This window comes from Cupriavidus oxalaticus (assembly GCF_016894385.1).
Taxonomy (GTDB): domain Bacteria; phylum Pseudomonadota; class Gammaproteobacteria; order Burkholderiales; family Burkholderiaceae; genus Cupriavidus; species Cupriavidus oxalaticus.
On record NZ_CP069812.1, the window covers coordinates 1,127,198 to 1,151,927 of the forward strand.

General features: G+C 67.2%; 26 protein-coding genes. 20 read left to right on the forward strand and 6 right to left on the reverse strand.

Translation table 11 applies throughout. The features are described 5' to 3' along the window. The first annotated feature begins 7 nt into the window (after window positions 1-7). From JTE92_RS17530 to ftsB, 11 genes are all read left to right on the forward strand, one after another. Window positions 8-493 carry a gluconokinase gene (locus JTE92_RS17530; RefSeq protein ID WP_063238424.1) on the forward strand — a complete coding sequence of 162 codons (486 nt, stop codon included), beginning with the start codon at window positions 8-10 and terminating at the stop codon, window positions 491-493. 312 nt (window positions 494-805) lie between these two features. After that, window positions 806-2,281, forward strand: a complete 1,476-nt coding sequence (locus JTE92_RS17535; RefSeq protein WP_063238425.1) for a circularly permuted type 2 ATP-grasp protein — start codon at window positions 806-808, stop codon at window positions 2,279-2,281. A 67-nt stretch (window positions 2,282-2,348) separates the two neighbouring features. Then, the gene (locus tag JTE92_RS17540) at window positions 2,349-3,302 is read left to right on the forward strand and encodes an alpha-E domain-containing protein (protein ID WP_029046887.1); all 954 of its coding nucleotides are present in this window, start codon (window positions 2,349-2,351) and stop codon (window positions 3,300-3,302) included. 53 nt (window positions 3,303-3,355) lie between these two features. Further along, the gene (locus JTE92_RS17545; RefSeq protein ID WP_063238700.1) at window positions 3,356-4,201 is read left to right on the forward strand and encodes a transglutaminase family protein; all 846 of its coding nucleotides are present in this window, start codon (window positions 3,356-3,358) and stop codon (window positions 4,199-4,201) included. A gap of 143 nt (window positions 4,202-4,344) precedes the next feature. After that, complete coding sequence (locus JTE92_RS17550) at window positions 4,345-5,166, forward strand: proteasome-type protease (protein ID WP_116386765.1); 822 nt, start codon at window positions 4,345-4,347, stop codon at window positions 5,164-5,166. A 14-nt stretch (window positions 5,167-5,180) separates the two neighbouring features. Beyond that, complete coding sequence (locus JTE92_RS17555; RefSeq protein ID WP_063238427.1) at window positions 5,181-5,984, forward strand: alpha/beta fold hydrolase; 804 nt, start codon at window positions 5,181-5,183, stop codon at window positions 5,982-5,984. 183 nt (window positions 5,985-6,167) lie between these two features. Then, window positions 6,168-7,820 carry a CTP synthase gene (pyrG, locus tag JTE92_RS17560; protein WP_063238428.1) on the forward strand — a complete coding sequence of 551 codons (1,653 nt, stop codon included), beginning with the start codon at window positions 6,168-6,170 and terminating at the stop codon, window positions 7,818-7,820. Window positions 7,821-7,847: 27 nt separating this feature from the next. Continuing rightward, a complete protein-coding gene (gene kdsA, locus JTE92_RS17565) occupies window positions 7,848-8,717 on the forward strand; it encodes a 3-deoxy-8-phosphooctulonate synthase (protein WP_063238429.1) in 870 nt (289 codons plus the stop codon). 81 nt (window positions 8,718-8,798) lie between these two features. Next, window positions 8,799-9,092 carry a DUF1330 domain-containing protein gene (locus JTE92_RS17570; protein WP_063238430.1) on the forward strand — a complete coding sequence of 98 codons (294 nt, stop codon included), beginning with the start codon at window positions 8,799-8,801 and terminating at the stop codon, window positions 9,090-9,092. Between the two features lie 88 nt (window positions 9,093-9,180). Beyond that, window positions 9,181-10,470, forward strand: coding sequence for a phosphopyruvate hydratase (eno, locus tag JTE92_RS17575; protein WP_063238431.1), 1,290 nt, complete (start codon window positions 9,181-9,183; stop codon window positions 10,468-10,470). Between the two features lie 230 nt (window positions 10,471-10,700). Next, the gene (ftsB, locus tag JTE92_RS17580; protein ID WP_063238432.1) at window positions 10,701-11,042 is read left to right on the forward strand and encodes a cell division protein FtsB; all 342 of its coding nucleotides are present in this window, start codon (window positions 10,701-10,703) and stop codon (window positions 11,040-11,042) included. 36 nt (window positions 11,043-11,078) lie between these two features. Here ftsB and JTE92_RS17585 read toward each other — a convergent pair whose 3' ends face one another. From JTE92_RS17585 to JTE92_RS17595, 3 genes are all read right to left on the reverse strand, one after another. Further along, window positions 11,079-11,510 (reverse strand): hypothetical protein, encoded by a 432-nt coding sequence (locus JTE92_RS17585; RefSeq protein ID WP_063238433.1) that lies wholly within the window; start codon window positions 11,508-11,510, stop codon window positions 11,079-11,081. A gap of 114 nt (window positions 11,511-11,624) precedes the next feature. Then, complete coding sequence (gene hslO / locus JTE92_RS17590; RefSeq protein WP_063238434.1) at window positions 11,625-12,632, reverse strand: Hsp33 family molecular chaperone HslO; 1,008 nt, start codon at window positions 12,630-12,632, stop codon at window positions 11,625-11,627. 48 nt (window positions 12,633-12,680) lie between these two features. Then, a complete protein-coding gene (locus JTE92_RS17595) occupies window positions 12,681-13,205 on the reverse strand; it encodes a gamma carbonic anhydrase family protein (protein WP_063238435.1) in 525 nt (174 codons plus the stop codon). A gap of 147 nt (window positions 13,206-13,352) precedes the next feature. On the opposite strand from JTE92_RS17595, the gene JTE92_RS17600 reads away from it, so the two are divergent. Further along, entirely contained in the window at window positions 13,353-14,207 is an 855-nt protein-coding gene (locus JTE92_RS17600; RefSeq protein WP_063238436.1) for a ferritin-like domain-containing protein, read from the forward strand. Here JTE92_RS17600 and JTE92_RS17605 read toward each other — a convergent pair. Further along, the gene (locus JTE92_RS17605) at window positions 14,204-15,943 is read right to left on the reverse strand and encodes an acetate--CoA ligase (protein WP_063238437.1); all 1,740 of its coding nucleotides are present in this window, start codon (window positions 15,941-15,943) and stop codon (window positions 14,204-14,206) included. The genes JTE92_RS17600 and JTE92_RS17605 overlap by 4 nt on opposite strands. A gap of 151 nt (window positions 15,944-16,094) precedes the next feature. Between JTE92_RS17605 and JTE92_RS17610 the strand changes: the two genes are divergently transcribed. Beyond that, on the forward strand, window positions 16,095-16,988 hold the full coding sequence (locus tag JTE92_RS17610) for an alpha/beta fold hydrolase (RefSeq protein WP_063238438.1): 894 nt from the start codon (window positions 16,095-16,097) through the stop codon (window positions 16,986-16,988). A 14-nt stretch (window positions 16,989-17,002) separates the two neighbouring features. On the opposite strand, the gene JTE92_RS17615 is transcribed toward JTE92_RS17610, so the two are convergent. After that, complete coding sequence (locus tag JTE92_RS17615; protein WP_063238439.1) at window positions 17,003-18,082, reverse strand: NAD(P)/FAD-dependent oxidoreductase; 1,080 nt, start codon at window positions 18,080-18,082, stop codon at window positions 17,003-17,005. 181 nt (window positions 18,083-18,263) lie between these two features. Between JTE92_RS17615 and JTE92_RS17620 the strand changes: the two genes are divergently transcribed. The 7 genes from JTE92_RS17620 to JTE92_RS17650 all read left to right on the forward strand — a co-directional run bounded on the left by JTE92_RS17620 (window position 18,264) and on the right by JTE92_RS17650 (window position 24,320). Then, window positions 18,264-19,109: a 3',5'-nucleoside bisphosphate phosphatase gene (locus JTE92_RS17620; RefSeq protein ID WP_084254509.1), complete on the forward strand. Its 846-nt coding sequence runs from the start codon at window positions 18,264-18,266 to the stop codon at window positions 19,107-19,109. A gap of 40 nt (window positions 19,110-19,149) precedes the next feature. After that, on the forward strand, window positions 19,150-19,773 hold the full coding sequence (locus JTE92_RS17625; RefSeq protein ID WP_063238441.1) for an L-threonylcarbamoyladenylate synthase: 624 nt from the start codon (window positions 19,150-19,152) through the stop codon (window positions 19,771-19,773). A 97-nt stretch (window positions 19,774-19,870) separates the two neighbouring features. Next, window positions 19,871-20,536, forward strand: a complete 666-nt coding sequence (locus JTE92_RS17630; RefSeq protein ID WP_063238442.1) for a site-2 protease family protein — start codon at window positions 19,871-19,873, stop codon at window positions 20,534-20,536. 12 nt (window positions 20,537-20,548) lie between these two features. Continuing rightward, window positions 20,549-21,139 (forward strand): class I SAM-dependent methyltransferase, encoded by a 591-nt coding sequence (locus JTE92_RS17635; RefSeq protein ID WP_063238443.1) that lies wholly within the window; start codon window positions 20,549-20,551, stop codon window positions 21,137-21,139. A 148-nt stretch (window positions 21,140-21,287) separates the two neighbouring features. Next, the gene (dapA, locus tag JTE92_RS17640; RefSeq protein WP_063238444.1) at window positions 21,288-22,172 is read left to right on the forward strand and encodes a 4-hydroxy-tetrahydrodipicolinate synthase; all 885 of its coding nucleotides are present in this window, start codon (window positions 21,288-21,290) and stop codon (window positions 22,170-22,172) included. A 48-nt stretch (window positions 22,173-22,220) separates the two neighbouring features. Next, window positions 22,221-23,459: an NlpB/DapX family lipoprotein gene (gene bamC, locus JTE92_RS17645; RefSeq protein ID WP_063238445.1), complete on the forward strand. Its 1,239-nt coding sequence runs from the start codon at window positions 22,221-22,223 to the stop codon at window positions 23,457-23,459. 72 nt (window positions 23,460-23,531) lie between these two features. Then, on the forward strand, window positions 23,532-24,320 hold the full coding sequence (locus JTE92_RS17650) for an MBL fold metallo-hydrolase (protein ID WP_063238446.1): 789 nt from the start codon (window positions 23,532-23,534) through the stop codon (window positions 24,318-24,320). A 78-nt stretch (window positions 24,321-24,398) separates the two neighbouring features. Here JTE92_RS17650 and JTE92_RS30445 read toward each other — a convergent pair whose 3' ends face one another. Continuing rightward, a complete protein-coding gene (locus JTE92_RS30445; protein WP_084254510.1) occupies window positions 24,399-24,650 on the reverse strand; it encodes a hypothetical protein in 252 nt (83 codons plus the stop codon). Between the last annotated feature and the right edge of the window lie 80 nt (window positions 24,651-24,730).

Consider the following 24,730-nt stretch of genomic DNA (forward strand, 5'->3'; position numbering starts at 1 on the left):
AGCAGACATGATCTATATCCTGATGGGCGTTTCCGGCAGCGGCAAGACCACGGTCGGCCAGTTGCTGGCACAGCGCCTGGGCTGCGGCTTCCATGACGCGGACGAGTTCCACAGCGAGGCCAACAAGGCCAAGATGCACGCGGGCATCCCGCTGAGCGACGAAGACCGCTGGCCCTGGCTGGCGGCGATGCGCGCCGCCATCGACGCAGCGCGCGCCGAAGGCCGGACCCACGTGTTCACCTGCTCGGCCCTGCGCCAGGCGTACCGCGACCGGCTCACGCCGCCCGACGGCGGCGTGACCTTCGTCCACATGAAGGGCGATGCCGCACTGATCGCCGGGCGCCTGTCCGCCCGCACCGACCACTTCTTCAATCCCGAGCTGCTGCAGAGCCAGTTCGATACGCTGGAAGCGCCGCGCGACGCGCTGGTGCTCGATATCCGCCAGTCGCCAGAAGTCCTGGTGGACACCATCCTGCAGGCTTCCGCTCGCTGAACCTTCCGCCCGCGATCGACCGCGCCATCGCATGACGGCCGCCAGCCACGCTGGCGGCCGTTTTTGCGTGCGCTGGCAGACATCTTGCTAGCTCACTTTCCGTGCCGGCCGCGATCCGCCAGCTTGCGGCTTTCGCCGGTACAGGTATGCTGAAAGGGCCAGTGACTCGACAGCATCGCCGCGCCAATGCCATCGGAGACCATCCCGAACAACGCGCGGCGGGCTTGTGGCAGGACAGCCAGGTCAAACCAGGGCGGCCGGATGCGGGGCAGTGGCAGCACCCGACGCCCACTACATGGAGGAACGGCCATCATGGCGGGGCGGTTTTTCGACGAGATGCTGGACTGGCGCGCCGACGGGGCGCCCACGGTCATCCAGGCAGGGCAGGCATTGCCCGACGGGGCGGTACGCCCGCATTACCGGCATTTCGCTGACTGGCTGGCGCGGCAGTCCGGCAGCACCATGGACAACAAGCGAGCCGAGGCGGACCTGATCTTCCGGCGCGTGGGCATTACCTTTGCCGTCTATGGCGACAAGGACGAGGCCAACAGCGGCACCGAGCGCACCATCCCCTTCGACGTGATCCCGCGCATTTTCCCGGCCAGCGAATGGGCGCTGCTGGAAAAAGGCCTGCGCCAGCGCGTGGCCGCGCTGAACCGGTTCATCCACGACATCTACCACGGCCAGGACATCATCCGCGCCGGCGTGATCCCGCCCGACCAGATCTACAACAACGCCCAGTACCGGCCGGAGATGCTTGGCGTCAACGTACCGCACGACATCTATGCGCACGTCGCCGGCATCGACGTGGTGCGTGCCGGCGAGGGCGAGTTCTACGTGCTGGAAGACAACCTGCGCGTGCCCTCCGGCGTGTCGTACATGCTCGAGAACCGCAAGATGATGATGCGGCTGTTCCCGGACCTGTTCGCGCGCAACCGCGTTGCGCCGGTGGCGCACTATCCGGACCTGCTGCTCGACATGCTGCGCGGCGTGTCGCCGCAGGCGATCGCCGATCCCACGGTGGTGGTGCTGACCCCGGGCATGTACAACTCGGCGTACTTCGAGCACGCCTTCCTGGCGCAGCAGATGGGCGTTGAACTGGTCGAAGGCAGCGATCTGTTCGTCGAGGACGACCACCTGTTCATGCGTACCACGCAGGGGCCGCAGCGCATCGACGTGATCTACCGGCGCGTCGACGACGACTTCCTCGACCCGCTGGTGTTCCGGCACGATTCCGCGCTGGGCGCGGCCGGGCTGCTGTCGGTCTACCGTGCCGGCAACGTGACCATCTGCAATGCGATCGGCACCGGCGTGGCGGACGACAAGTCGATCTATCCGTACGTGCCCGACATGATCCGCTTCTACCTCGGCGAGGAGGTCATCCTCAATAATGTACCCACGTACATGTGCCGGCGTCCCGACGACCTGCAGTACGTGCTCGAGCATATGGACGAACTGGTGGTCAAGGAAACCCACGGCGCGGGCGGCTACGGCATGCTGGTGGGACCGGCCGCGACGCGCGCCGAGATCGATGCCTTCCGCGAGGTGGTCAAGTCCAGGCCCGAGCAGTACATCGCGCAGCCGACGCTGGCGCTGTCGACCTGCCCGACCTATGTGGAGTCGGGCATCGCCCCGCGCCATATCGACCTGCGCCCGTTCGTGCTGTCGGGCAAGGAGGTGCGCATGGTGCCCGGCGGGCTGACGCGCGTGGCGCTGCGCGAGGGCTCGCTGGTGGTCAATTCCTCGCAAGGAGGCGGCACCAAGGACACCTGGGTGCTGGAACGATGACGACGACACCCCATCACGCAATCAACACCGGCAACAACCCCGCCGCCGCCATGCGAGGAGAGCCCACATGCTGAGCCGTACCGCCGACCACCTGTTCTGGATGGCCCGCTACACCGAGCGCGCGGAAAACACCGCGCGCATGCTCGACGTCAACTACCAGACCTCGCTGCTGCCGCAATCGGCCGAGGTGGCCGAGCAGGGCTGGTGGGCCATGCTGGATATCTCCGAGCTGACGCAGGCCTTCGACCACAAGTACGGCTTGCTGTCGCGCGACGACGTGATCGATTTCATGGTGCGCGACATGACCAATGTGTCGTCGATCATGAGTTGCCTGCGCGCGGCCCGCGAGAACGCGCGCGCGGTGCGCGGCTCGCTGACCACCGAAGTCTGGGAAACCGTCAACACCACCTGGCTCGACGTGCAGCGCATGATCGCCGACGGCGTGCTCAGGGAAGACCCGTCGCGATTTTTTGAATGGGTCAAGTTCCGCTCGCACCTGGCGCGCGGCGTGCAGTTCGGCACCATGCTCAAGGACGATGCCTTCCACTTCATGCGGCTGGGCACCTTCCTGGAGCGCGCCGACAATACCGCGCGAATCCTCGACGTCAAGTTCCAGGCCTCGGGCAGCGACGACAGCAATCCCAACCGCGAGCAGAACGATTTCTACCACTGGGCCGCGGTGCTGCGCTCGGTGTCCGGCTTCGAGGTCTACCGCAAGGTCTATCGCGCGGTGGTCACGCCGCAGCGCGTGGCCGAACTGCTGGTGCTGCGCCCCGACATGCCGCGCTCGCTGGTGTCGAGCATGGACGAGGTGGTGACGATCCTGGCCATGGTGCGCAACCAGCAGTCGGCGGAGACCGAGCGGCAGGCTGGTAAACTCCACGCCGACCTGAAGTACGCGCGCATCGACGATATCTTTGCCGTCGGCCTGCACGCGTACCTGACCAGCTTTCTGGAGCGCATCGGCGATCTCGGCAACGGCATCAGCCGGGACTTCCTGGTGCCGCTGCAGGCGGCCTGACATGGGCACGCCGGCGGCCATGTGCTGTGGCCGCCGCGTCGTGCCCTGATACCGTGAAATACAAGATCCATCACCATACCGTCTACCGCTATGCCGAGCCCGTGCGCCGCAGCGTGCACGAGCTGCGGCTCGAGCCGCGCTCGGGCCCGCTGCAGACCGTGCACAGCTGGCGGCTGAGCACGCCGGGCAACCCGTCGGCGGCGCGCGATGGCTTCGGCAACATCGTGCACAACTTCACCGTGGCGGGCCCGGCGGACACCATCGCCATCGAAGCCAGCGGCGAAGTGGAAGTGCTGCCGCCACACGGCGACCTTGACCGCGATGGGCACCATGCTTTCTGCGATGCGCCGCCGCCAGGCGAATCGCGGGTGTCGCCGCTGTACTTCCTTGGCAGCACGCCGCTGACCACGGCGCCGCCCGAGATGCAGGCCTTTGCCGCGCCGTTCCTGGCCTCGGGCCACGAGATCCCCGCGCTGCTGGCGCTGGCGCAGGCCATCGGCGAGCGCGTACGCTACAAGCCCAACACCACCGACGTCGGCACCTCCGCCGCCGAGGCCTTCAGCCTGGGTAGTGGCGTTTGCCAGGACCAGGCGCAAGTGATGGTGGCCGCGTGCCGGGCCCTGGGTATCCCTGCGCGCTATGTGAGTGGATACTTCTATGATGCGGTGGCCACCGATCTGGCCAGCCATGCATGGGCAGACGTCTGCCTGGATCCCGAGCGCGAGATCTGGTGCAGCCTCGATATCACCCACGGCTGCGTGACCGACGAGCGCCACGTGCGCCTTGCGGTGGGGCGTGATTACCAATCCGCTGCACCGGTCCGGGGCATCCTGAAGGGGGGCGCCGGCGAGACGCTTGAAGTCAATGTCAGCATCACGCCACTTCCGGACCAGGGCTGAGACACTGGCTCGCGCGGAGATGCGAGTTAGGTGCGGCACTCCATATCGGCACATCAAGGCGGCAGCGGCGCTAGAATCCCGGTTACTGCAGGCCTCCGGCCCGGCCACTCCCGGCCGCCCGGCAAGAACACCACAACAAGACCATGACGTATTGTGTAGCCATGCGGCTCGACGCCGGCCTGGTATTCCTGTCCGACTCCCGCACCAACGCCGGCGTGGACGCCATCTCGACGGCACGCAAGATGACGGTGTTCGAAGAACCCGGCGACCGCGTCATGGTGCTGATGACCGCGGGCAATCTCGCCATCAGCCAGTCGGTGCGGCAGATCCTGGCCGAGAACCATGACGACAAGCGCTCGCTGTGGAATGCGCGCGACATGTTCGAGGCCGCCTCCATCGTCGGCGACGCGGTGCGCCAGGTGCACAAGCGCGACGCGCACGCGCTGCGCGATGCCGGCATCGAATTCAATGTCAGCCTGATCTTCGGCGGCCAGGTCCGGGGCGAGCGGGTGCGGCTGTTCAACATCTATGCTGCCGGCAACTTCGTCGAAGCCACCCCGGAAAACTGTTATTTCCAGATCGGCGAGGCCAAGTACGGCAAGCCCATCATCGACCGCGTCGTGCATCCTTCGTTGCCGCTGGCCGAGGGGGCAAAATGCGCGCTGATCTCGATGGATTCGACGCTGAAGTCGAATATTTCGGTGGGTTTGCCGCTGGACCTGCTGGTCTACGAGGCGGATTCGCTGCGCGTGACACGTTTCGTCAACATCGATGAACGCAACGCCTATTTCCGCATGATCCGCGATACCTGGGGCCACCGGCTGCGGCAGGTGTTCGGCGAAATCCACAATCCCGAATGGGATCCGGCCCAGCAGGCCGATTTCCCGCTCGCACGCAGTGGCGAGGGCGACTGCTGGGGGCAGCCCGTGCGCGCCAGGCGCAATCCCTCCCGCACCCAGGAATGAGGGGCGGGGCGGCGATGCGCGAGATCATCCATTTTTCGCATGCCAACGGCTTTCCGGTCACGACGTACCGCAAGCTGTTCGGCGAACTGGACGGCGAATTCGAATTCCGCGCCGTGGACCGTTACGGCCACCGGCCCCAGTTTCCGGTCACGCGCGGGTGGCCACACCTGGTGGAAGAACTGCTCGAGGAAGTGGGGCGCCAGTACCGCGAGCCGGTCTGGCTGGTGGGCCATTCGCTGGGCGGCTTCCTGTCGATGATGGCGGCGCTGCGCCGGCCCGAATGGGTGCGCGGCGTGGTGATGCTGGATTCGCCGATCATTGACGGCTGGCGCGCCTCGCTGCTGAAGACGGCGCAGGTGCTCGGCATCGACGAAAAGCCCGGTCCGGCGGCGGTGACGAAGAACCGGCGCACGCACTGGCCCGATGCCGAGGCCGTGTGGCAGCACTTCCGCGGCAAGCCGAATTTTGCCGTGTGGGACCAGGAGGTGCTGCGCGACTATGCGCTCCACGGCACCGAGCCGACCGGCAAGGACAACGAGCGGCGCCTGCGCTTCGACCGCGAGGTCGAGTACTGGATCTACCGCACGCTGCCGACCAGCCTGGGACGCAAGCTCAGGCGGGGCGCGCCGGTGCCGGTCGGCTTCGTCGCCGGCACGCGCTCGCGCGAGGTGCGCCAATGCGGCCTCGCGGCGACCCGCAAGCTGGTGGGCGAAAACCTGCGCTTTATCGAGGGCGGCCATTTGTACCCGATGGAGCGGCCGCAGGAAACGGCGCAACTGGTGCGCGACCTGATCGGAGCGATGCGCGGCGGGCGCTGAACAGGCGCTGAACAGGCGCTGAGCGGGCATGCGGCGCATGCGCCGCAGCGCTGCCGCCGGACGCTGGAATGCCCCGGCAAGCCACGCGCGCACCGGCGCTGGCGGGCGGCGTTGTCACAATTTCCGGGTCGGCGGAGATCGGGCTCTCATGTATAATCCCGATTTCCCCGGCAAGCTCGGTTTATGACCAAATTCGTCTTCGTCACCGGTGGCGTCGTCTCTTCTCTCGGCAAGGGCATCGCTGCTGCCTCGCTCGCGGCCATTCTTGAGTCGCGCGGCCTCAAAGTCACCCTCCTCAAGCTAGATCCCTACATCAACGTCGATCCCGGCACGATGAGCCCCTTCCAGCATGGCGAGGTGTTTGTCACGGAAGACGGTGCGGAAACCGACCTCGATCTCGGCCACTACGAGCGTTTCGTCTCGGCCAAGATGCGCAAGTCGAACAACTTCACCACCGGCCAGATCTACGAATCGGTGATCCGCAAGGAGCGCCGCGGCGAGTACCTGGGCAAGACCGTGCAGGTGATCCCGCATATCACCAACGAGATCCAGGCCTTCATCGAGAAGGGCGCCGCTGCCTCGCACGACGGCAAGGCCGACGTGGCGCTGGTGGAAATCGGCGGCACCGTGGGTGACATCGAATCGCTGCCGTTCCTGGAAGCCGCGCGCCAGATGAGCCTGCGCATGGGCCGCAACCATGCCGCCTTCGTGCACCTGACGCTGGTGCCGTTCATTGCCAGCGCCGGCGAACTGAAGACCAAGCCGACCCAGCACTCGGTGCAGAAGCTGCGTGAAATCGGCATTTCGCCGACCGCGCTGCTGTGCCGCGCCGACCGCCCGATCCCGGACGACGAGCGCGCCAAGATCTCGCTGTTCGCCAATATCCCGCAGGACGCCGTGATCTCGGTGTGGGACGCGGACAGCATCTACAAGATCCCGCAGATGCTCAACGAGCAGGGCCTCGACCGCCTGATCTGCGAGGAGCTGCGCCTGGACCCGCGGCCGGCCGACCTGTCGATGTGGCAGAAGCTGGTCAACGCGCAGGAAAATCCCGAGCACGAAATCACCATCGGCATGGTCGGCAAGTACGTCGACCTGACCGAGTCGTACAAGTCGCTGATCGAGGCGCTGCGCCACGCCGGCATGCACACCGCCACGCGCGTCAATATCGAGTACATCGATTCCGAGGAACTGGAATCGGGCCACCTCGAAGTGCTGACCCCGCTGGACGCCATCCTGGTGCCGGGCGGCTTCGGCAAGCGCGGCACCGAAGGCAAGATCCGCGCGATCCAGTACGCGCGCGAGAACAAGATCCCGTACCTGGGCATCTGCCTGGGCATGCAGCTGGCCGTGATCGAATTTGCCCGCCACGTGGCCAATATGGCCGATGCCAACTCGACCGAGTTCAACCTCGAAACCGAGCACCCGGTGGTCGCGCTGATCACCGAGTGGGTCGACCGCGAAGGCAAGGTCGAGCAGCGCTCGGCCGATTCCGACCTGGGCGGCACCATGCGCCTGGGCGCGCAGCGCGTGCCGGTCAAGGAAGGCACCAAGGCCAACGCCATCTACGGCGCCGAGGTCAACGAGCGCCACCGCCACCGCTACGAGGTCAACAACCACTACGTGCCGACGCTGGAAAACGCCGGCATGGTGATCTCGGCCCGCACCCCGACCGAGAACCTGCCGGAAATGATGGAACTGCCGGAGTCGATGCACCCGTGGTTCGTCGGCGTGCAGTTCCACCCGGAATTCACTTCGACGCCGCGCGACGGCCATCCGCTGTTCAAGGCCTACGTCGAAGCCGCGCTGGCCAGCCAGCAGCGCAAGGGCGCCTGAAGCCAGGCGGCAAGAGAGGAGTCTGTCATGAAACTCTGTGGATTCGAGGCCGGCCTCGACAAGCCGTTCTTCCTGATCGCCGGTCCGTGCGTGATCGAGTCCGAGCAGATGGCGCTGGATACCGCCGGCGAGCTCAAGGCCATCACCGCTGAACTGGGCATTCCGTTCATCTACAAGTCGTCGTTCGACAAGGCCAACCGTTCTTCCGGCAAGTCGTTCCGCGGCCTGGGGCTGGAGAAGGGCCTGGAGATCCTGGCGACCGTCAAGCGCGAGGTCGGCGTGCCGGTGCTGACCGACATCCACGAGATCGACGAGATCAAGCCCGTCGCCGCCGTGGTGGACGTGCTGCAGACCCCGGCGTTCCTGTGCCGCCAGACCGATTTCATCCGTGCCTGCGCCCAGAGCGGCAAGCCGGTGAACATCAAGAAGGGCCAGTTCCTGGCGCCGCACGACATGAAGAACGTGATCGACAAGGCCCGCGATGCCGCGCGCGACGCCGGCCTGCCCGACGACGTCTTCATGGCCTGCGAACGCGGTGTCTCGTTCGGCTACAACAATCTCGTGTCCGACATGCGCTCGCTGGCGATCATGCGCGAGACCGGCGCCCCGGTGGTGTTCGACGCCACCCACTCGGTGCAGCTGCCCGGCGGGCAGGGCACCAGCTCGGGCGGCCAGCGCGAGTTCGTGCCGGTGCTGTCGCGCGCGGCGGTCGCCACCGGCGTGGCCGGCCTGTTCATGGAGACGCATCCGGACCCGAGCAAGGCCATGTCCGACGGCCCCAACGCGGTGCCGCTGTCGCGCATGAAGGAACTGCTGTCGGTCCTCAAGGACCTCGACACGCTGGTCAAGCGCGCCGGCTTCCTGGAAGACAACTTCGGCTGGCCGGCCTGCGCCTGAGCCTGGCCAGGTTTGTCGCCGCTGCATGCCAGCGGTGACAAACCATATCGAAAGACAATACAAAAAATCGGGAGATTCTCCATGGCCGCGGGCTATATCATCGCCTACGTCGACGTGACCGACCCCCAGCAGTACGAGGAATACAAAGTGCTGTCGAGCCAGGCCATGCAGATCCATGGCGCCGAGGTGCTGGTGCGCGGCGGCAAGACCGAGCCGCTGGAGGGCGAGTGGGCGCCGACCCGTGTCGTGGTGCTGAAATTCCCCAGCTATGAAGCCGCCAGGTCGTTCCACGACGGCGAAGCCTATCGCGCCGCCCGCAAGGCGCGCGAGCATGCGGCAAAGATGAACATGATCGTGGTGGAAGGCGCTGCCTGAGGGTTGTCGGGCAGTTTGACATGCGCCTGACACGGGCACAGGTTGCAGTAATCAGCAGCAGCAAGAATCAACAGTCAGAGAGGAATTCATGAGTGCAATCGTAGATATCATCGGTCGCGAGGTTCTCGACTCGCGCGGCAACCCCACCGTCGAATGCGACGTGCTGCTGGAATCCGGCGTGATGGGCCGCGCCGCGGTGCCGTCGGGCGCATCGACCGGTTCGCGCGAAGCCATCGAACTGCGTGACGGCGACAAGTCGCGCTACCTGGGCAAGGGCGTGCTGAAGGCTGTCGAGCACATCAACACCGAAATCTCCGAAGCCATCATGGGCCTGGATGCCTCCGAGCAGGCCTTCCTGGACCGCACCCTGATCGACCTCGACGGCACCGAGAACAAGGGCCGCCTGGGCGCCAACGCCATGCTGGCCGTGTCGATGGCCGTGGCCAAGGCCGCCGCTGAAGAAGCCGGCCTGCCGCTGTACCGCTACTTCGGCGGTTCGGGCGCGATGCAGCTGCCGGTGCCGATGATGAACATCGTCAACGGCGGCGCGCACGCCAACAACAGCCTGGACATCCAGGAATTCATGGTCATGCCGGTGTCGCAGACCAGCTTCCGCGAAGCCCTGCGTTGCGGTGCCGAGATTTTCCACGCGCTGAAGAAGATCCTGGCCGACAAGGGCATGTCCACCGCGGTGGGCGACGAGGGCGGCTTCGCCCCGAACTTCTCTTCCAACGAGGAATGCCTGAACACCGTGGTGCAGGCCATCGAGAAGGCCGGCTACCGCGCCGGTGAAGACGTGCTGCTGGCGCTGGACTGCGCCGCCAGCGAGTTCTACCACGAGGGCGAAGGCGTGTACCAGCTGGAAGGCGAAGGCCTGAAGCTGACCTCGACCCAGTTCGCCGACTACCTGGCCAACCTGTGCGACAAGTTCCCGATCGTGTCGATCGAGGACGGCATGGCCGAAGGCGACTGGGACGGCTGGAAGACGCTGACCGACAAGCTGGGCAAGCGCGTGCAGCTGGTGGGCGACGACCTGTTCGTCACCAACACCAAGATCCTGAAGGAAGGCATCGAGAAGGGCATCGGCAACTCGATCCTGATCAAGATCAACCAGATCGGCACCCTGACCGAAACGTTCGCCGCCATCGAGATGGCCAAGCGCGCCGGCTACACCGCCGTGATCTCGCACCGCTCGGGCGAAACCGAAGACAGCACCATTGCCGACATCGCCGTGGGCACCAACGCCGGCCAGATCAAGACCGGCTCGCTGTCGCGCTCGGACCGCATGGCCAAGTACAACCAGCTGCTGCGCATCGAGGAAGACCTCGGCGATATCGCCAGCTACCCGGGCAAGGGCGCGTTCTACAACCTGCGCTAACACCTGTGGTTGTCGTCCCCGCGAAGGCGGGGACCCAGTGTCTTCATCCCCGAAGGGGACGTGAAAGACGCTGGATTCCCGCCTTCGCGGGAATGACGTGTGGCGATAGAAAAGGCGGTGGCACGGATAACATCCGGCCACCGCTGTTTTTGTATCGAAATCTGCCTGGCAATTGCCTTCCGGGCCGACTTCGCAGATCATTGTGCGGAATTTCTCGTCCGCAACCTTTCATGCGTTTGATTTCGCTGCTGTTGTTCGTGCTGCTGCTTGCGATCCAGTATCCGCTCTGGCTGGGCAAGGGTGGCTGGCTGCGCGTCTGGGACCTGAACCGCCAGCTGACCGAGCAAGGATCCCGCAACCAGACGCTCAAGCTGCGCAACGCCAAGCTGGAAGGGGAAGTTGCCGACCTGCAGGACGGCACCGGCGCGATCGAGGAACGTGCCCGCTATGAGCTGGGCATGGTGAGGGAAGGCGAGGTGTTCGTGCAGTTCGTGGCGCCGGCACCGAAGGTCAGCGCCACGCCGCCGCTGCCGCCGCCGGCGAATTCCGTCGCCGGGCGCGGCGGGCACTGATCAACGTTCTGATTCCTGCCGACGGCACCGTGGCCGTCACCACCAGTACGGATAGCCGCCCCAATAGCCGGGCATTCCCACGCTGACGCCGCCACCCCAGTGGCCGCCACCCCATCCTCCGTAGAACAGGTTCCAGCTCGTGTTGGGATAGGCATACGCCGCACGCGCATAGGCCTCGGCCTGTTGCTGCCGCGCGATGGCGTCGGCCTGTTCGCGCAGTACCTCCTGGTTCAGGGCATCGAGCTTTTGCCGCGCTTCGGGCGTCAGCCGGGCCGGTGGCATGGCGTTCGGCGCGAGCCGCGCCGTCGGGGGCGAGCCGTTGGCGTCGCGCGGGATCTCCGCGCAGCCGGCGGCCATTAGCAGGCCGCCGGCCGCAGCGAATGCAATAGCGCCACGCAGCCGGCCGCGCGTGGCGGCGGCGGTCGTGGCGCTGGATTCGGGTAAGGGGGTAAAGGCTTCGGCGGACATGGCGGTTCTCAGGCTCGCGGGTACAGCGATCGTACAGCCGTTGGACAGGGCGGCGCGCCGGATGTTTCCGTTACGCCGCTCTGTCCGTGCCGTGCCCGGAGCCTGGATAGCGCCTCAGTGGTGCTGATGCGCGCCCGCCCCGGCGCCGGTGGCAATATGCGTGGCCGAGAACAGCTGGGCGCAGTCGACCGGGTCGAACTCATAGCGCTGGCCGCAGAAATCGCAATGGATCTCCACGTTGCCGCGCTCGGCGATGATGCCCTCGATCTCTTCACGCCCCAGCGACTGCAGCATGCCGGCCACTTTGGGCCGCGAGCACGAGCAATGGAAATGCGGCGTCATCGGCTCAAACACGCGCAGGCCGGCGTCCTGCAGGTCTTCCCAGAACAGGCGGCGCAGCAGCGTCTCGGGCGACTCGGCCAGCAGTTCCTCGGCCTTGAGCGTGGTGCCCAGCTGCACCGCGCGGTCCCAGGTATCCAGGTCCTGCGCCTTGGCATGGCTGGCCAGCGGTGCGCCGGTCTCGCCCACGTCGGCGGTGCCGCCGTAGGAGGGCAGCTTCTGCAGCAGCATGCCGGCGGCGACGCGGTCGTCGGCGGCCAGCCACAGGCGCGTGTCGAGCTGCTCGGAGGCCTTCATGTAGTGCTCCAGCACCGCGCTGATCGACGGCAGCGGGCCGTGCTCGTCCGCCAGCGGCACGATGCCCTGGTACGGCTGCTGGCCCGGCAGCTTGTCCTTCGGGTCGAGCGTGATGGCAAAGCGGCCGTGGCCGTGCGCATGGACCAGCTCGGCCAGCGTGGCGTCGTCGGCAATCTCCGCGCCCTCGGCCAGCTTGGCGGTGGCGCGCATCGACAGGTCGGACAGGCATTCCACCACCAGCATCCGCACCGGGCCGTCGCCGTGCAGCTGCATCACCAGCGCGCCGTTGAACTTCAGGTTGGCCGACAGCAGTGCCGCGGCGGCCATCATTTCGCCCAGCAGCCGGCGCACCGGCGTGGGGTAGCTGTGGCGGCCCAGCACTTCCTGCCAGGTGGCTTCCATGCGCACCAGTTCGCCGCGCACGGGGGCGGCGTCGAACAGGAACTTCTGCAGGGTGTCGGGGGTGGTGGGGGTAGTCTGGGTCACGTTGTCTGTCGAGTAATGCGATGGATGCCGCCGCGGCGCCGGCCGGGTTCAGCCGATCCGCTTGAGCTGTTGCTTGTACATGGCCTGCCGCGAGGCGTAGGTTTCGGCGTTGCGGTACAGGTTGGCGACGTCCTCGTCGGTCAGCTGCCGCACCACCTTGGCCGGCGCGCCCAGGATCAGCGAGCGGTCCGGGAAGACCTTGCCCTCGGTGACCACGGCGCCGGCGCCGACCAGGCATTCCTTGCCGATCACGGCACGGTTCAGCACCACGGCCTGGATGCCGATCAGCGAGCCTTCGCCGACGGTGCAGCCGTGCAGCATGGCCTGGTGGCCAATCGAGACCTTGTCGCCCAGGGTCAGCGGGCAGCCCGGGTCGGTGTGCAGCACCGAGCCCTCCTGGATATTGGTGTCATGCCCCACCACGATCGGCTCGTTGTCGCCGCGGATCACGACACCGGGCCAGGCGCTGGCGCGGGACTTGAGGGTCACGTTACCGATGACGGTGGCTTCCGGGGCCACGTAGGCTTCGCTGTCGATATTGGGCTTGACGTCGCCGAGCTGGTAAAGCGCCATGAGGTCTCCTGCACGAAAGGCTTGTGTTGAAATGGGGGTTGCCGCCGGACTTTAAAGAGTCAGCGGGTCTGTGGGGAACTGCATGGCCAGGCACGCGGGTGGGTGCCGGCGAGGCCCTACAATGGCGGCAGTCCGGATTTTACGCCCATGCCAGAAAAAACACCCGCCACCGCTTTGCCTGATCCGTCACTTTCGCCGCGCCATCGCGCGCTGGTGGTGCTGTGCATGACCGATCCGCGCGAAAAGGCCGGCGCCGCGCGGGCGTTGTACCGCGATGCCATGGCGCTGTCCGATGGAGCGCTGCGTGCGGACGAGGCGATCGATGCCGACGGGGGCCATATCATCCCGGGACGTCCGGAGCGGCCGGTGCTGGTAGCGCCGCAGAGCGTCGAACGGCGCCGCTCGCTACATACGGCTGCCGGGCGCGCGGCGATGATCCACGCGCTGTGCCATATCGAATTCAACGCCATCAACCTCGCGCTGGATGCGGTGTGGCGCTTTGCCGGCATGCCGCCGGCCTACTACCGCGACTGGCTGCGCGTGGCGGATGAGGAAGCGCTGCACTTCACGCTGCTGGCCGACCATCTGGGCACGCTGGGTGCGGCCTACGGCGATTTTCCCGCGCACAACAGCCTGTGGGAGATGACCGGCAAGACTGCTGGCGACGTGCTGGCGCGCATGGCGCTGGTGCCGCGCACGCTGGAAGCGCGCGGGCTCGATGCCTCGCCGCCGGTGCGCGCCAGGCTGGCCGGCGCCGGGGATCATGCCGCCGCGGCGATCATCGACATCATCCTGCGCGACGAGGTTGGGCATGTTGCGATCGGCAACCACTGGTACCGCTGGCTGTGCGCGCAGCGCAAGCTGGAGCCGGTGGCTACCTATGCGCAACTGGCCGAGCAATACCGCGCGCCGAAGCTGCGCGGGCCGTTCAACCTCGAGGCACGGCGCGCGGCCGGGTTTGATGAGGATGAACTGGCCTGGCTGGAGGCGTCGGCCGGCTAGGCCAACTGCCGGCGCTGCGCCGCCCGCTCTTCCTCCAGCAAGCGCAACACCCGCCGCTGGATCTTCCCGGTGGTCGTCATCGGCAGCTGGTCGATAAACTCGATCGCCTTCGGATACTCGTACGGTGCCAGCTGCCCGCGCACATGCGCCTGCAATTCCGCCACCAGCGCCGCGTCGCCGTCGAACGAGCGCGCCACCGCCGGCGTCAGCACCACGAAGGCCTTGACCACCGCGCCGCGCTCGGGATCGGGCGAGGGCACCACCGCGCAGTTGGACACCGCGGGATGCTTGAGCAGGCAGTTCTCGATCTCGCTCGGCCCGATGCGGTAGCCCGAGGACTTGAACACGTCGTCGGCACGGCCCTGGTACCACAGGTAGCCGTCGGCATCGATGCGCGCGAGATCGCCGGTGCGGCACCAGCGCAGGCCGTCGCGCTCGACGTACTTGCCCGCGGTCGCCGCCTCGTTCTTCCAGTAGCCGAGGAAGAACACCGGGTCCGGATGCCCGGCGCTATCGGTGGCGCAGACCGCGACCTCGCCGTCCTCGCCCGGTGCGCAGGGGCGGCCTTCATCGTCGATCACCTGCACGCGATGGCCGGGGTAGGGGCGGCCCATCGAGCCGGGCCGCGCCGGCCAGCCCAGGCGCTCGCCGTCGTTCTGCGCGGTGCAGTTGCCGACGATGTAGTTGATCTCGGTCTGGCCGAACATCTCGTTGACGATCACGCCGAGGGCATCGCGGCACCAGCCGAACACGGTCTCGCCAACCGCTTCACCGGCGCTCATCAAGGCGCGCAGCCTGATGTCATAACGCTGCCGCGGTTCGGGGCAGGCTTTCATCATCTGCTTGAGCGCGGTCGGGAACAGGAAGGTGTTGGTGACGGCGTAGCGCTCGAGCAGTTCGAAGGCACGCTCGGCGGAGAAACGGCCCTGGTAGCCGACGATGGGCTTGCCAAAATACAGCGCCGGCATCAGCGCATCCCACAGCCCGCCGGTCCAGGCCCAGTCGGCCGGGCTCCAGAACACGTCGTCGTCCTGCGGATACCAGTTCTGCGAGCAGACAAAGCCGGTCAGGTTGCCGATCAGCGCGCGGTGCGGGATCAGCGCGCCCTTGGGCGGGCCGGTGGTGCCGCTGGTGTAGATCAGCACGGCAGCCTCGCCGGCTTTGGTCTCTTCGGCAGTGAAGCTGGGCAGTTGCGCGGCCAGCAGCACGTCCCAGTCGTGGTCGCCGCGTCCGTGCGCATCGCCGGCGGCGATCACGGTGGCCAGCGCCGGGCATTCCGGGCGCGCCGCGAGCACGTTGTCGATCGAGGTTTCGTCGGCAATCGCCACGCAGGCTCCGCTGTGTGCGATGCGGTAGGCCAGCGCCTCCGGCCCGAACAGCATCGACAGCGGCATCGCGATCGCGCCCAGCTGGTAGATCGCCATGTGGGCGATCACGGTCTCGATCCGCTGCGGCATCACGATCGCCACCCGGTCGCCGCGCGCCACGCCCAGGTCGCGCAGCGCCGCCGAGAGCCGGTTGGCCTCGGCCTGGATGTGGGCGAAGGTATGCGCGTTGCGGCGGCCGTCCTCGTGCTCGGTATAGACGGCGATGCGGTCCATGGTTGCCGGGTCCCGCGCCCAGCGGCCGCAGCAGGCTTCGGCAATGTTGAAGTCCGGGGGGATTTCCCAGCGGAAGGATTCGTACAGCGCGCGGTAGTCGTCGCGCCGGCTTGCCGGCAAGGCAGCTGCGGCCATCCAAGGTCTCCTGAAGGTCTTCGGTCCGCCGAGACGCGCCCTGCCGCAAACCGCCGCGGCCGCTATAATGCGCACAAGCGAACGATCGTTCTATTTTGTCGAGGCTTCCGCCCGCCCCGCGGCAGGAAGACCCGACGCAAGGGTGGAGACAATGACAATCAAGGAAACCTCGCGGTCTGAATTTATCACGTTGCGCGGGCTGCGCTACCACGTGCGCCACTGGGGCACGCCCGGCGCGCGCAAGCTGTTCATGCTGCATGGCTGGATGGACGTGGCCGCCTCGTTCCAGTTCCTGGTCGACCACCTGCGCGGCGACTGGCACGTGATCGCACCCGACTGGCGCGGCTTTGGCGAGACCGACTGGCCCTCGCGCTATCCCGGCACGCAGTCGTACTGGTTCCCCGACTACGTCGCCGACCTGGAGGCGCTGCTCGACCACTACCAGCCGGAAGGGCAGGTCGACCTGGTCGGCCACAGCATGGGCGCCAACGTGATCTGCCTGTATGCCGGCATCCGCCCCGAACGCGTGCGCCGCGTGGTGGACCTGGAAGGCTTCGGCATGACGGCGACACGGCCGGCGCATGCCCCCAGGCGCTACGCGCGGTGGCTTGACGAGCTGCGCATTGGCGGTGAGCTGAGGACCTACGACAGCGTCGACGGCGTGGCCGCGCGCCTGCAGAAGACCAACCCGCGCCTGCCGGACGACCGCGCCGCGTTCCTGGCCGCGCACTGGTCGCGCCGGAATGCCGACGGCCGCTGGGAAATCCTGGGCGACCCGGCGCACAAGCTGGTCAATCCGATGCTGTACCGGCTCGATGAAGTGATGGCGATCTGGGAACAGGTCACAGCGCCGGTGTTGCATGTGGAAGCGCGTAATTCGGAGACGCTGCGCAATATCGCCCACAAGCAGAGCATCGACGAATTCAAGGAGCGCTTCCGCGCGTTCCGCGATTTCCGTGAAGCGGTGATCGACGATGCCGGCCACATGCTGCATCACGACCAGCCGGCCGCGGTGGCGGAACTGGTCGAGGCGTTCTGTCGTTAAGCCGGTGAGCGCGCTCAGGCGTGCGTGAGCTTTTCCTTCAGCGCGGCGTTGTTGCTGGTGTGCACATGCACCAGCGCCTTCTCCGGGAAGGCGTAGTGATATGCCTTGCGCAGCGCCAGCGCGGCTTCATGGAAGCCTGACAGGATCAGCTTCTGCTTGTTGGGGTAGAAGGCGATATCGCCCGCGGCAAAGATGCCGCGGCGCGAGCTTTCATATGTGGTGGTGTCGACCAGGATGCGGCCGGCGCGCATGTCCATGTCCCATTGCGCGATCGGGCCGGGTTCGGACACCAGGCCGTACAGCGCCACCAGCTCGTCGGCGGGCAGCATCTGGCTGCCGTCGCGGGTGCGCACTTCCACTTCGGCCAGTGCCTCGCCGTCGGTGCGCAGGGCGCCCAGCATGCCGACCACGAAATCCATCTCGCCGGCCGCCACCGCGGCGCGCATCTCGGCTACGGTGCCATCGGCGGCGCGGAAGCCCTCGCGCCGGTGCAGCAGCGTCACGCGCGCAGCCACCTTGCGCAGCGCCAGCGCCCAGTCCAGCGCCGAATCGCCGCCGCCGGCGACGATCACCCGCTTGCCGGCAAAGCGCGAGACATCGCGCACGGCGTAGTGCACGTGGCGGTCCTCCAGCGCTGCGGCTTCCGGCAGCGCCACGCGCTGCGGCGCGAACGCGCCCGCGCCGGAGCAGACCAGCACCGCCGCGACATCGAAGCGCTTGCCGCCATCGGTGGTGACCAGCATGCGCGGGTGCGCCGGTTGGCCGTCCTGCGCTGGCGCGCCGGGCATTTCGGACACGCTTTCGGCGCGCTGGCCGAAATGCATCGGGAAGGCGAACGGCTCGCATTGCTCCAGCAGCCGGTCCACCAGTTCCTGCGCCAGGCAGCCGGGCACGGCCGGGATGTCGTAGATCGGCTTCTCGGGATACAGCTCGGTGCACTGGCCGCCGGCGCGGTCGAGCACGTCGATCAGTTCACATTTGAGGCCGAGCACGCCGGCCTGGAAGGCGGCGAACAGCCCGACCGGACCGGCGCCCACGATCAGGACGTCAGTGGTGGCGACGGCGGGCGTGGCGGTGGTGGTGTCGATAGACATGGTGGGCAAGGCGGGCACGGACGGCCCGCGGAAGAGGGTGCAAAGCCCGACTATACCCCGCACCAGCCCGTTTCCCGGCGACGCCAGCGTTGCCGGCAGGGCTTTGCCATGGGCGCCAGACCACCTCCGGCACGCCGCGGGCGCCACGCAGGCGAAGGGCGACCGGAGTAGAATGAGCCCCATGCAAAACGCCCACGCCATCAACGCCGACCTGCACTGCCATTCCACCGTGTCCGACGGCACGCTGTCGCCTCGCGCGATAGCGGAAATCGCGCGCGATGCGGGCGTCCAGTACTGGGCACTGACCGACCACGACGAGGTCGGCGGGCAGGCCGCGGCGCGCGCCGCGGCCGAGGAATTCGGCATGCGCTATGTGCCGGGCGTGGAGATCTCGGTGACCTGGGCCGGGCAGACCGTGCATATCGTCGGCCTGCAAATCGACCCGTTCTGTCCCGAGCTGATCGATGGCCTGACCGACACCCGTACCGGACGTGCCCGGCGTGCGCGCGACATCGGCGACGCGCTGGCCAGGGTCGGCATCGAGGGCGCCTACGCAGGCGCGCTGAAATACGTGGGCAATCCCGATCTGATCTCGCGCACCCATTTCGCGCGCTGGCTGGTTGACCAGGGCCGGTGCGCAACCATCGGCGATGTGTTCAGCGAATACCTGTCGGAAGGCCGGCCCGGCTATGTCGGCCATCGCTGGGCCAGTCTGTCCGAAGCCGTGGGCTGGATCCGCACCGCCGGCGGCATCGCCGTGCTGGCGCACCCTGGCCGCTACCACTACACCGACACCCAGCACGATGCCCTGTTCGACGAGTTCAAGTCGCTCGGCGGTGGCGCCGTCGAAGTCGTGACCGGCAGCCACACGCCGGACCAGTACCGCCGCTATGCCGAGGTGGCGCGCCACTATGGGCTGCTGGCCTCGCGCGGCTCGGATTTCCACGGGCCCGGCGAAGGCCGGGTCGAGCTCGGCACGCTGCCGCCGCTGCCGTCCACGGTCACGCCGGTCTGGCACGACTGGTAACCCGCCAGCCAAACGAAAAGCCAAACCAAAGGCGCCCTGCATGTCCCAGTACTTCGAGATCCATCCGCTCAACCCGCAGTCGCGCCTGATCAAGCAGGCCGCGCAGATCCTGCAGAAGGGCGGACTGATCGCGCTGCCGACCGATTCCAGCTACGCGCTCGCCTGCCAGCTCGACGACAAGCACGCGGTCGAGCGCCTGCGCCGGCTGCGCGGCATCGACGATCGCCACCACCTGACCCTGATGTGCCGCGATCTGTCCGAGCTGGGCAACTTTGCCCGCGTCGACAACCGCCAGTACCGCTGGATCAAGGGCGCCACGCCGGGGCCATACGTCTTTATCCTGGAAGCCACCAAGGAAGTGCCGCGGCGCCTGTCGCACCCGGCGCGCAAGACCATCGGCATGCGCGTGCCCGACCACGCCATCCCGCTGGCGCTGCTGGGCGAAACCGGCGAGCCGCTGATCACGGCCACGCTGCAGATGCCCGGCGACGACGAGCCGCTCAACGACCCGGCAGAAATCCGCGTCCGGCTGGAAAAACAGCTCGACCTGGTGGTCTGCGGCGGCCCGGCGCCGGCGCAGCCGACCACGGTGATCGACCTCACCGGCGGCGAGCCCGAGCTGGTGCGCGCCGGCCGCGGCGACATCTCGCGCTTCGGGCTCTGAGTTCGGGCGCTGAACGTGAGCTGCTGAACCCGCGCTGCGCCGCCAGCGGTGCGCCGCCGTGCGCCTGGCAAGCCGGCGGCCCGTTACAATAGCCGTCATGGATTCCTCTCTTATCCAGACCTTCGCGGTCTATGCCCTGCCGGTGCTGCTCGCCATCACGCTGCACGAGGCGTCGCACGGTTATGTGGCCAAAGTGTTTGGCGACAACACGGCCTATTCGCTCGGGCGGGTCAGCCTGAACCCGATCCGCCATATCGATCCGATCGGCACCGTGGCGGTGCCGCTGCTGCTCTACATCATGACCAGCGGCCAGTTCGTGTTTGGCTACGCCAAGCCGGTGCCGGTGGTGTTCGAGCGCCTGCGCAACCCGCGCTGGCATGGCATGTGGGTGGCACTGGCGGGCCCGGCCAGCAATGTGGTGCAGGCCTTCGCCTGGGTGCTGCTGGCGATCGGCCTGACCTGGGGCGGGGTGCGTGAGCCCTTCTTTGGCGAAATGGCGCTGGCGGGCGTGCGCGTCAACCTGGTGGTGGCCGCCTTCAACCTGTTCCCGGTGCCGCCGCTGGACGGCGGCCGCGTGCTGACCGCGCTGCTGCCGCAGGGCGTGGCGCGCGCAGTGTCGCGTATCGAGCCCTACGGGATTTTCGTGGTGCTGGCGCTGGTCGCCGCGGGGGTGATCACCTCCATCTGGATGACGCCGGTGGTCAATGTGCTGATGTCGCTGATCGAGCTGATGCTGCGCCCGATCGTGATCCTGCTGCACTGACGGGGGGGCGCCATGATCGACGTCCAAGCCGCGCCGCATGCCGGCCTGTCCGCACCGTCCGCGTGGGTCGCCCGCTGGGCGCACCTGCTGCGCCCCGGCGCCCGCGTGCTCGACCTGGCCTGCGGCAGCGGCCGCCATGCCGCCTGGCTGGCCGCGCGCGGCCATGCGGTGCTGGCCGTTGACCGCGATGCCGCCGCCATTGCCGGGCTGCCGTCCGGCGTGACCGGCTGCGTGGCCGACCTGGAGCAGGGTACCTGGCCGCTGGCCGGCGAGGCGCCGTTCGACGCCATCGTCGTCACCAACTACCTGCACCGGCCGCTGTGGCCGCACCTGGCTGCAGCGCTGGCGCCGGGTGGCGTGTGGCTGTACGAGACCTTTGCGGCAGGCAACGAGACCGTCGGCAAGCCCTCGCGGCCCGATTTTCTGCTGCGTCCCGGGGAATTGCTCGAAGTGGCGCGCACGCACGGCCTGCGTGTCATCGCTTATGAAGACGGCGTGCAGGAAGTGCCGAAAACGGCCTTCGTGCAGCGTCTGTGTGCGGTGCGCGAGGCCGCCGCCGCGCCGGATGCGGCCACCCCGGCACGCTACCGCCTGGACCCCTGAAAGTGCATGTGCGCTGTCGGCGAGAATGCCGCTGCACACGTTGAAACAGTTGGTATCAACCCCGAGCCAACCAGCTTCCCGCCGGCGGTCGAAGCCGCCTGCGGTTCCGGTACAATCCCGTTATTCGCATCCCGAATTCCTTAACGTTATGACACAGATTACCGGCAGCATCGTCGCCATCGTCACCCCGATGCATGAGGACGGCAGCCTGGACTTCCCGGCCCTGCGCGCACTGGTCGACTGGCACGTCGCCGAGGGCACCGATGGCATCGTGATCGTCGGCACGACCGGTGAATCCCCGACGGTTTCCGTCGAGGAGCACTGCGAGCTGATCCGCGTGGCCGTCGAACAGTCCGGCAAGCGCATCCCGATCATCGCGGGCACCGGCGGCAACTCCACCAAGGAGGCCATCGAGCTGACCGCCTTCGCGAAGAAGGTGGGCGCCGATGCATCGCTGCAGGTCGTGCCGTACTACAACAAGCCGACCCAGGAAGGCATGTACCGCCATTTCCGCACCATCGCTGAAGCGGTGGAACTGCCGGTGCTGCTGTACAACGTCCCGGGCCGCACCGTTGCCGACATGAGCAACGACACCATCCTGCGCCTGGCGCAGGTGCCGGGCATCGTCGGCGTCAAGGAAGCCACGGGCAATATCGACCGGGCCGCGCAGCTGATCAACGACGCGCCGGAGAGCTTTGCCATCTACAGCGGCGACGATCCCACCGCGGTCGCGCTGATCCTGCTGGGCGGCAAGGGCAATATCTCGGTCACCGCGAACGTGGCCCCGCGCAAGATGCACGAGATGTGCGCGGCGGCACTGAAGGGCGACGTCGTCACCGCGCGCCGCCTGCACATGGAACTGATCGGACTGAACAAGGCCATGTTCGTCGAAGCCAATCCGATCCCGGTGAAGTGGGCCCTGCAGCAGATGGGCAAGATGGAAGGCGGCATCCGCCTCCCGCTGACCCCGCTGTCGGAATCCAACCACGAAACCGTACGCAAGGCACTGGCCGCCGCCGGCCTGCTGGCCTGATTTACCGCGGCGTCTTGCTGTCGCTCCCTCAACTAGGATTGCGTGTCAATGAAATCGAAGCTTAACCGCCGCGGCGCGACGCAAGTCCGCCGCGCCGCCCTGGTTGTGCCTGTGCTGGCCGCGGGCGTGATCACCGGCTGCAGCAGCATCAATGAAGCGATGCAGCCCGACAAGATCGACTACAAGTCGTCGGCGTCGAAGCGCACGCCCACGCTGGACATTCCGCCGGACCTGACCAAGCTGGAAGGCGACCGCCGCTACTCGGTGCCCGATGCCAACGGCACCTCGACGCTGTCGACCTACAGCCAGGCGGCCAAGGTACGCGAGCAATCCCCGACCGAGAACGTACTGCCCTCGGCGCAGGGCATCCGCATGGAGCGCGACGGCAACACGCGCTGGCTGGTGATCAGCAACGGCATGCGCGGCGACCAGCTGTGGCAGCAACTGCGCGGCTTCTGGCAGGAAAGCGGTTTCCTGCTGGTGCAGGACTCGCCCGAGACCGGCATCATGGAAACCGACTGGGCCGAGAACCGCGCCAAGATCCCGCAGGACATCATCCGCAATACCATCGGCAAGGTGTTCGACGGCCTGTACTCGACCTCCGAGCGCGACAAGTTCCGCACCCGCGTCGAGCGCGCGCAGAACGGCACGCTGGAAGTGTTCATCAGCCACCGCGGCGCGCAGGAGCAACTGACCGGTATCGACAAGTCCAGCACCGTGTGGACTCCGCGTCCGGCCGATCCCGAGCTGGAAGCCGAATTCCTGTCGCGCCTGGCGCAACGACTGGGCGTGCAGAAGGAGCAGGCCGACCGCATGGCCAAGAGCCCGGCGCCGGCTGGCAGTGACGCGGCGACGGCTGACGCGGCGGCTGGCGCAGCGGGTGCCACGGGTGCCACGGGTGCGGTAGCCGGCGGTGCTGCCCAGAAGTCCTACCTGGCCCAGGTCAATGGCGCCCCCGCGCTGCAGCTGCCGGAGCCGTTCGACCGCGCGTGGCGCTCGGTCGGCCTGTCGCTGGATCGCGTCAACTTCACCATCGAAGACCGCGACCGTGCCCAGGGCCTGTACTACGTGCGCTACGTCGATCCGCGCACCAACGTCGACAACCGTGGCTTCTTCTCCAAGCTGTTCACCAAGCCGGACGATCCCAAGACCGCCAAGAAGTACCGCGTGGCGCTCAAGGGCACCGGCAGCGGCACGCTGGTGACGGTGCTCAACGATGCCGGCCAGCCGGAGAACGGCGAAATCGGCAAGCGCATCCTGTCGCTGCTCGACGAGCAACTGCACTGAGCCGGCGGTGACCGGTTCAACCACCGGCCGTCCTGGCCGGCCTGCCAACTGCACGGCGGGGAGGGCGCGGCCATGATGCGCTTCGCCTTCCTCGGCAGCGGCAGCGAGGGCAACTCGCTGCTGATCGAATCCCGCGAAGACACCACCACCACGCGCGTGCTGCTCGACTGCGGCTTCGGCATCCGCGAGACCGCGCGTCGCCTGGAGCGGCTTGGCGTCACGCCGGACCAGCTCGACGCCGTGCTGGTCACGCACGAGCATGGCGACCATGTCGGCTCGGCCTACGCCTTTGCGGCCCGGCACCGGCTGGCGGTCTACACCAGCCACGGCACGTGGCTGGCGACCTCGCACATGCGCGGCGCCGACCTCGCCGATGTGCGCGTCTGCGGTGCCGACCACGCTTTTGCCATCGGCGGCATCCAGGTGATGCCGTACACGGTTCCGCACGACGCGCGCGAGCCGCTGCAGTTCGTGCTCTCCGATGGGCAGTCGCGTCTGGGCGTGCTGACCGACGCCGGCATGGAAACGCCCTATGTGACAGCGCGTCTGTCAGGTGTGGATGCGCTGGTGCTGGAGTGCAATCACGACCGCGAGTTGCTGCGCAACTCGGTCTACCCGGCGTCGCTGAAGCGGCGGATTGGCGGTGACTTCGGCCATTTGGCCAATGAGGTGGCGGCGAGCATTTTGGGGCAGGTCGCGCATGCCGGCCTGAACCGCGTCGTGGCGGCGCACCTCAGCAAGCAGAACAACACGCGGGAGCTGGCCACGGGCGCGCTGGCGGCGGCGCTGGGCGCGTTGCCTTCGGAAGTGCTGGTGGCCGATCAGGAAATGGGGCTGGACTGGCAAGCGGTGCGAGCCTGAACCGGGTGCGCGACGCGCCTTGCGGCGACCAATAAAAAAACCGGCCCCAGGGCCGGTTTTTTTGTCGGGCGAAGCCGATTACTGCTTGGCAGCCGGAGCCGAAGCGTCAGCAGCCGGGGCTTCAGCAGCGGGAGCCGAAGCGTCAGCAGCGGCAGCAGCCGGGGCTTCTGCAGCGGGAGCCGAAGCTTCAGCGGCGGGAGCTTCTGCAGCCGGAGCGGTGGCAGCCGGAGCAGCCGTGTCAGCGGCCGGAGCAGCCGGTTCTTCCTTCTTGCCGCAAGCGGCGAGAGCAACAGCGGCCAGCAGCGATGCGATCAGGAGAGACTTCTTCATTGTTCGTCCTTTAACTTGTAATAACGAAAAACAGGCGATGAATAATTACCGGTAATTATCGCTCTTGAACTGCAAAAATA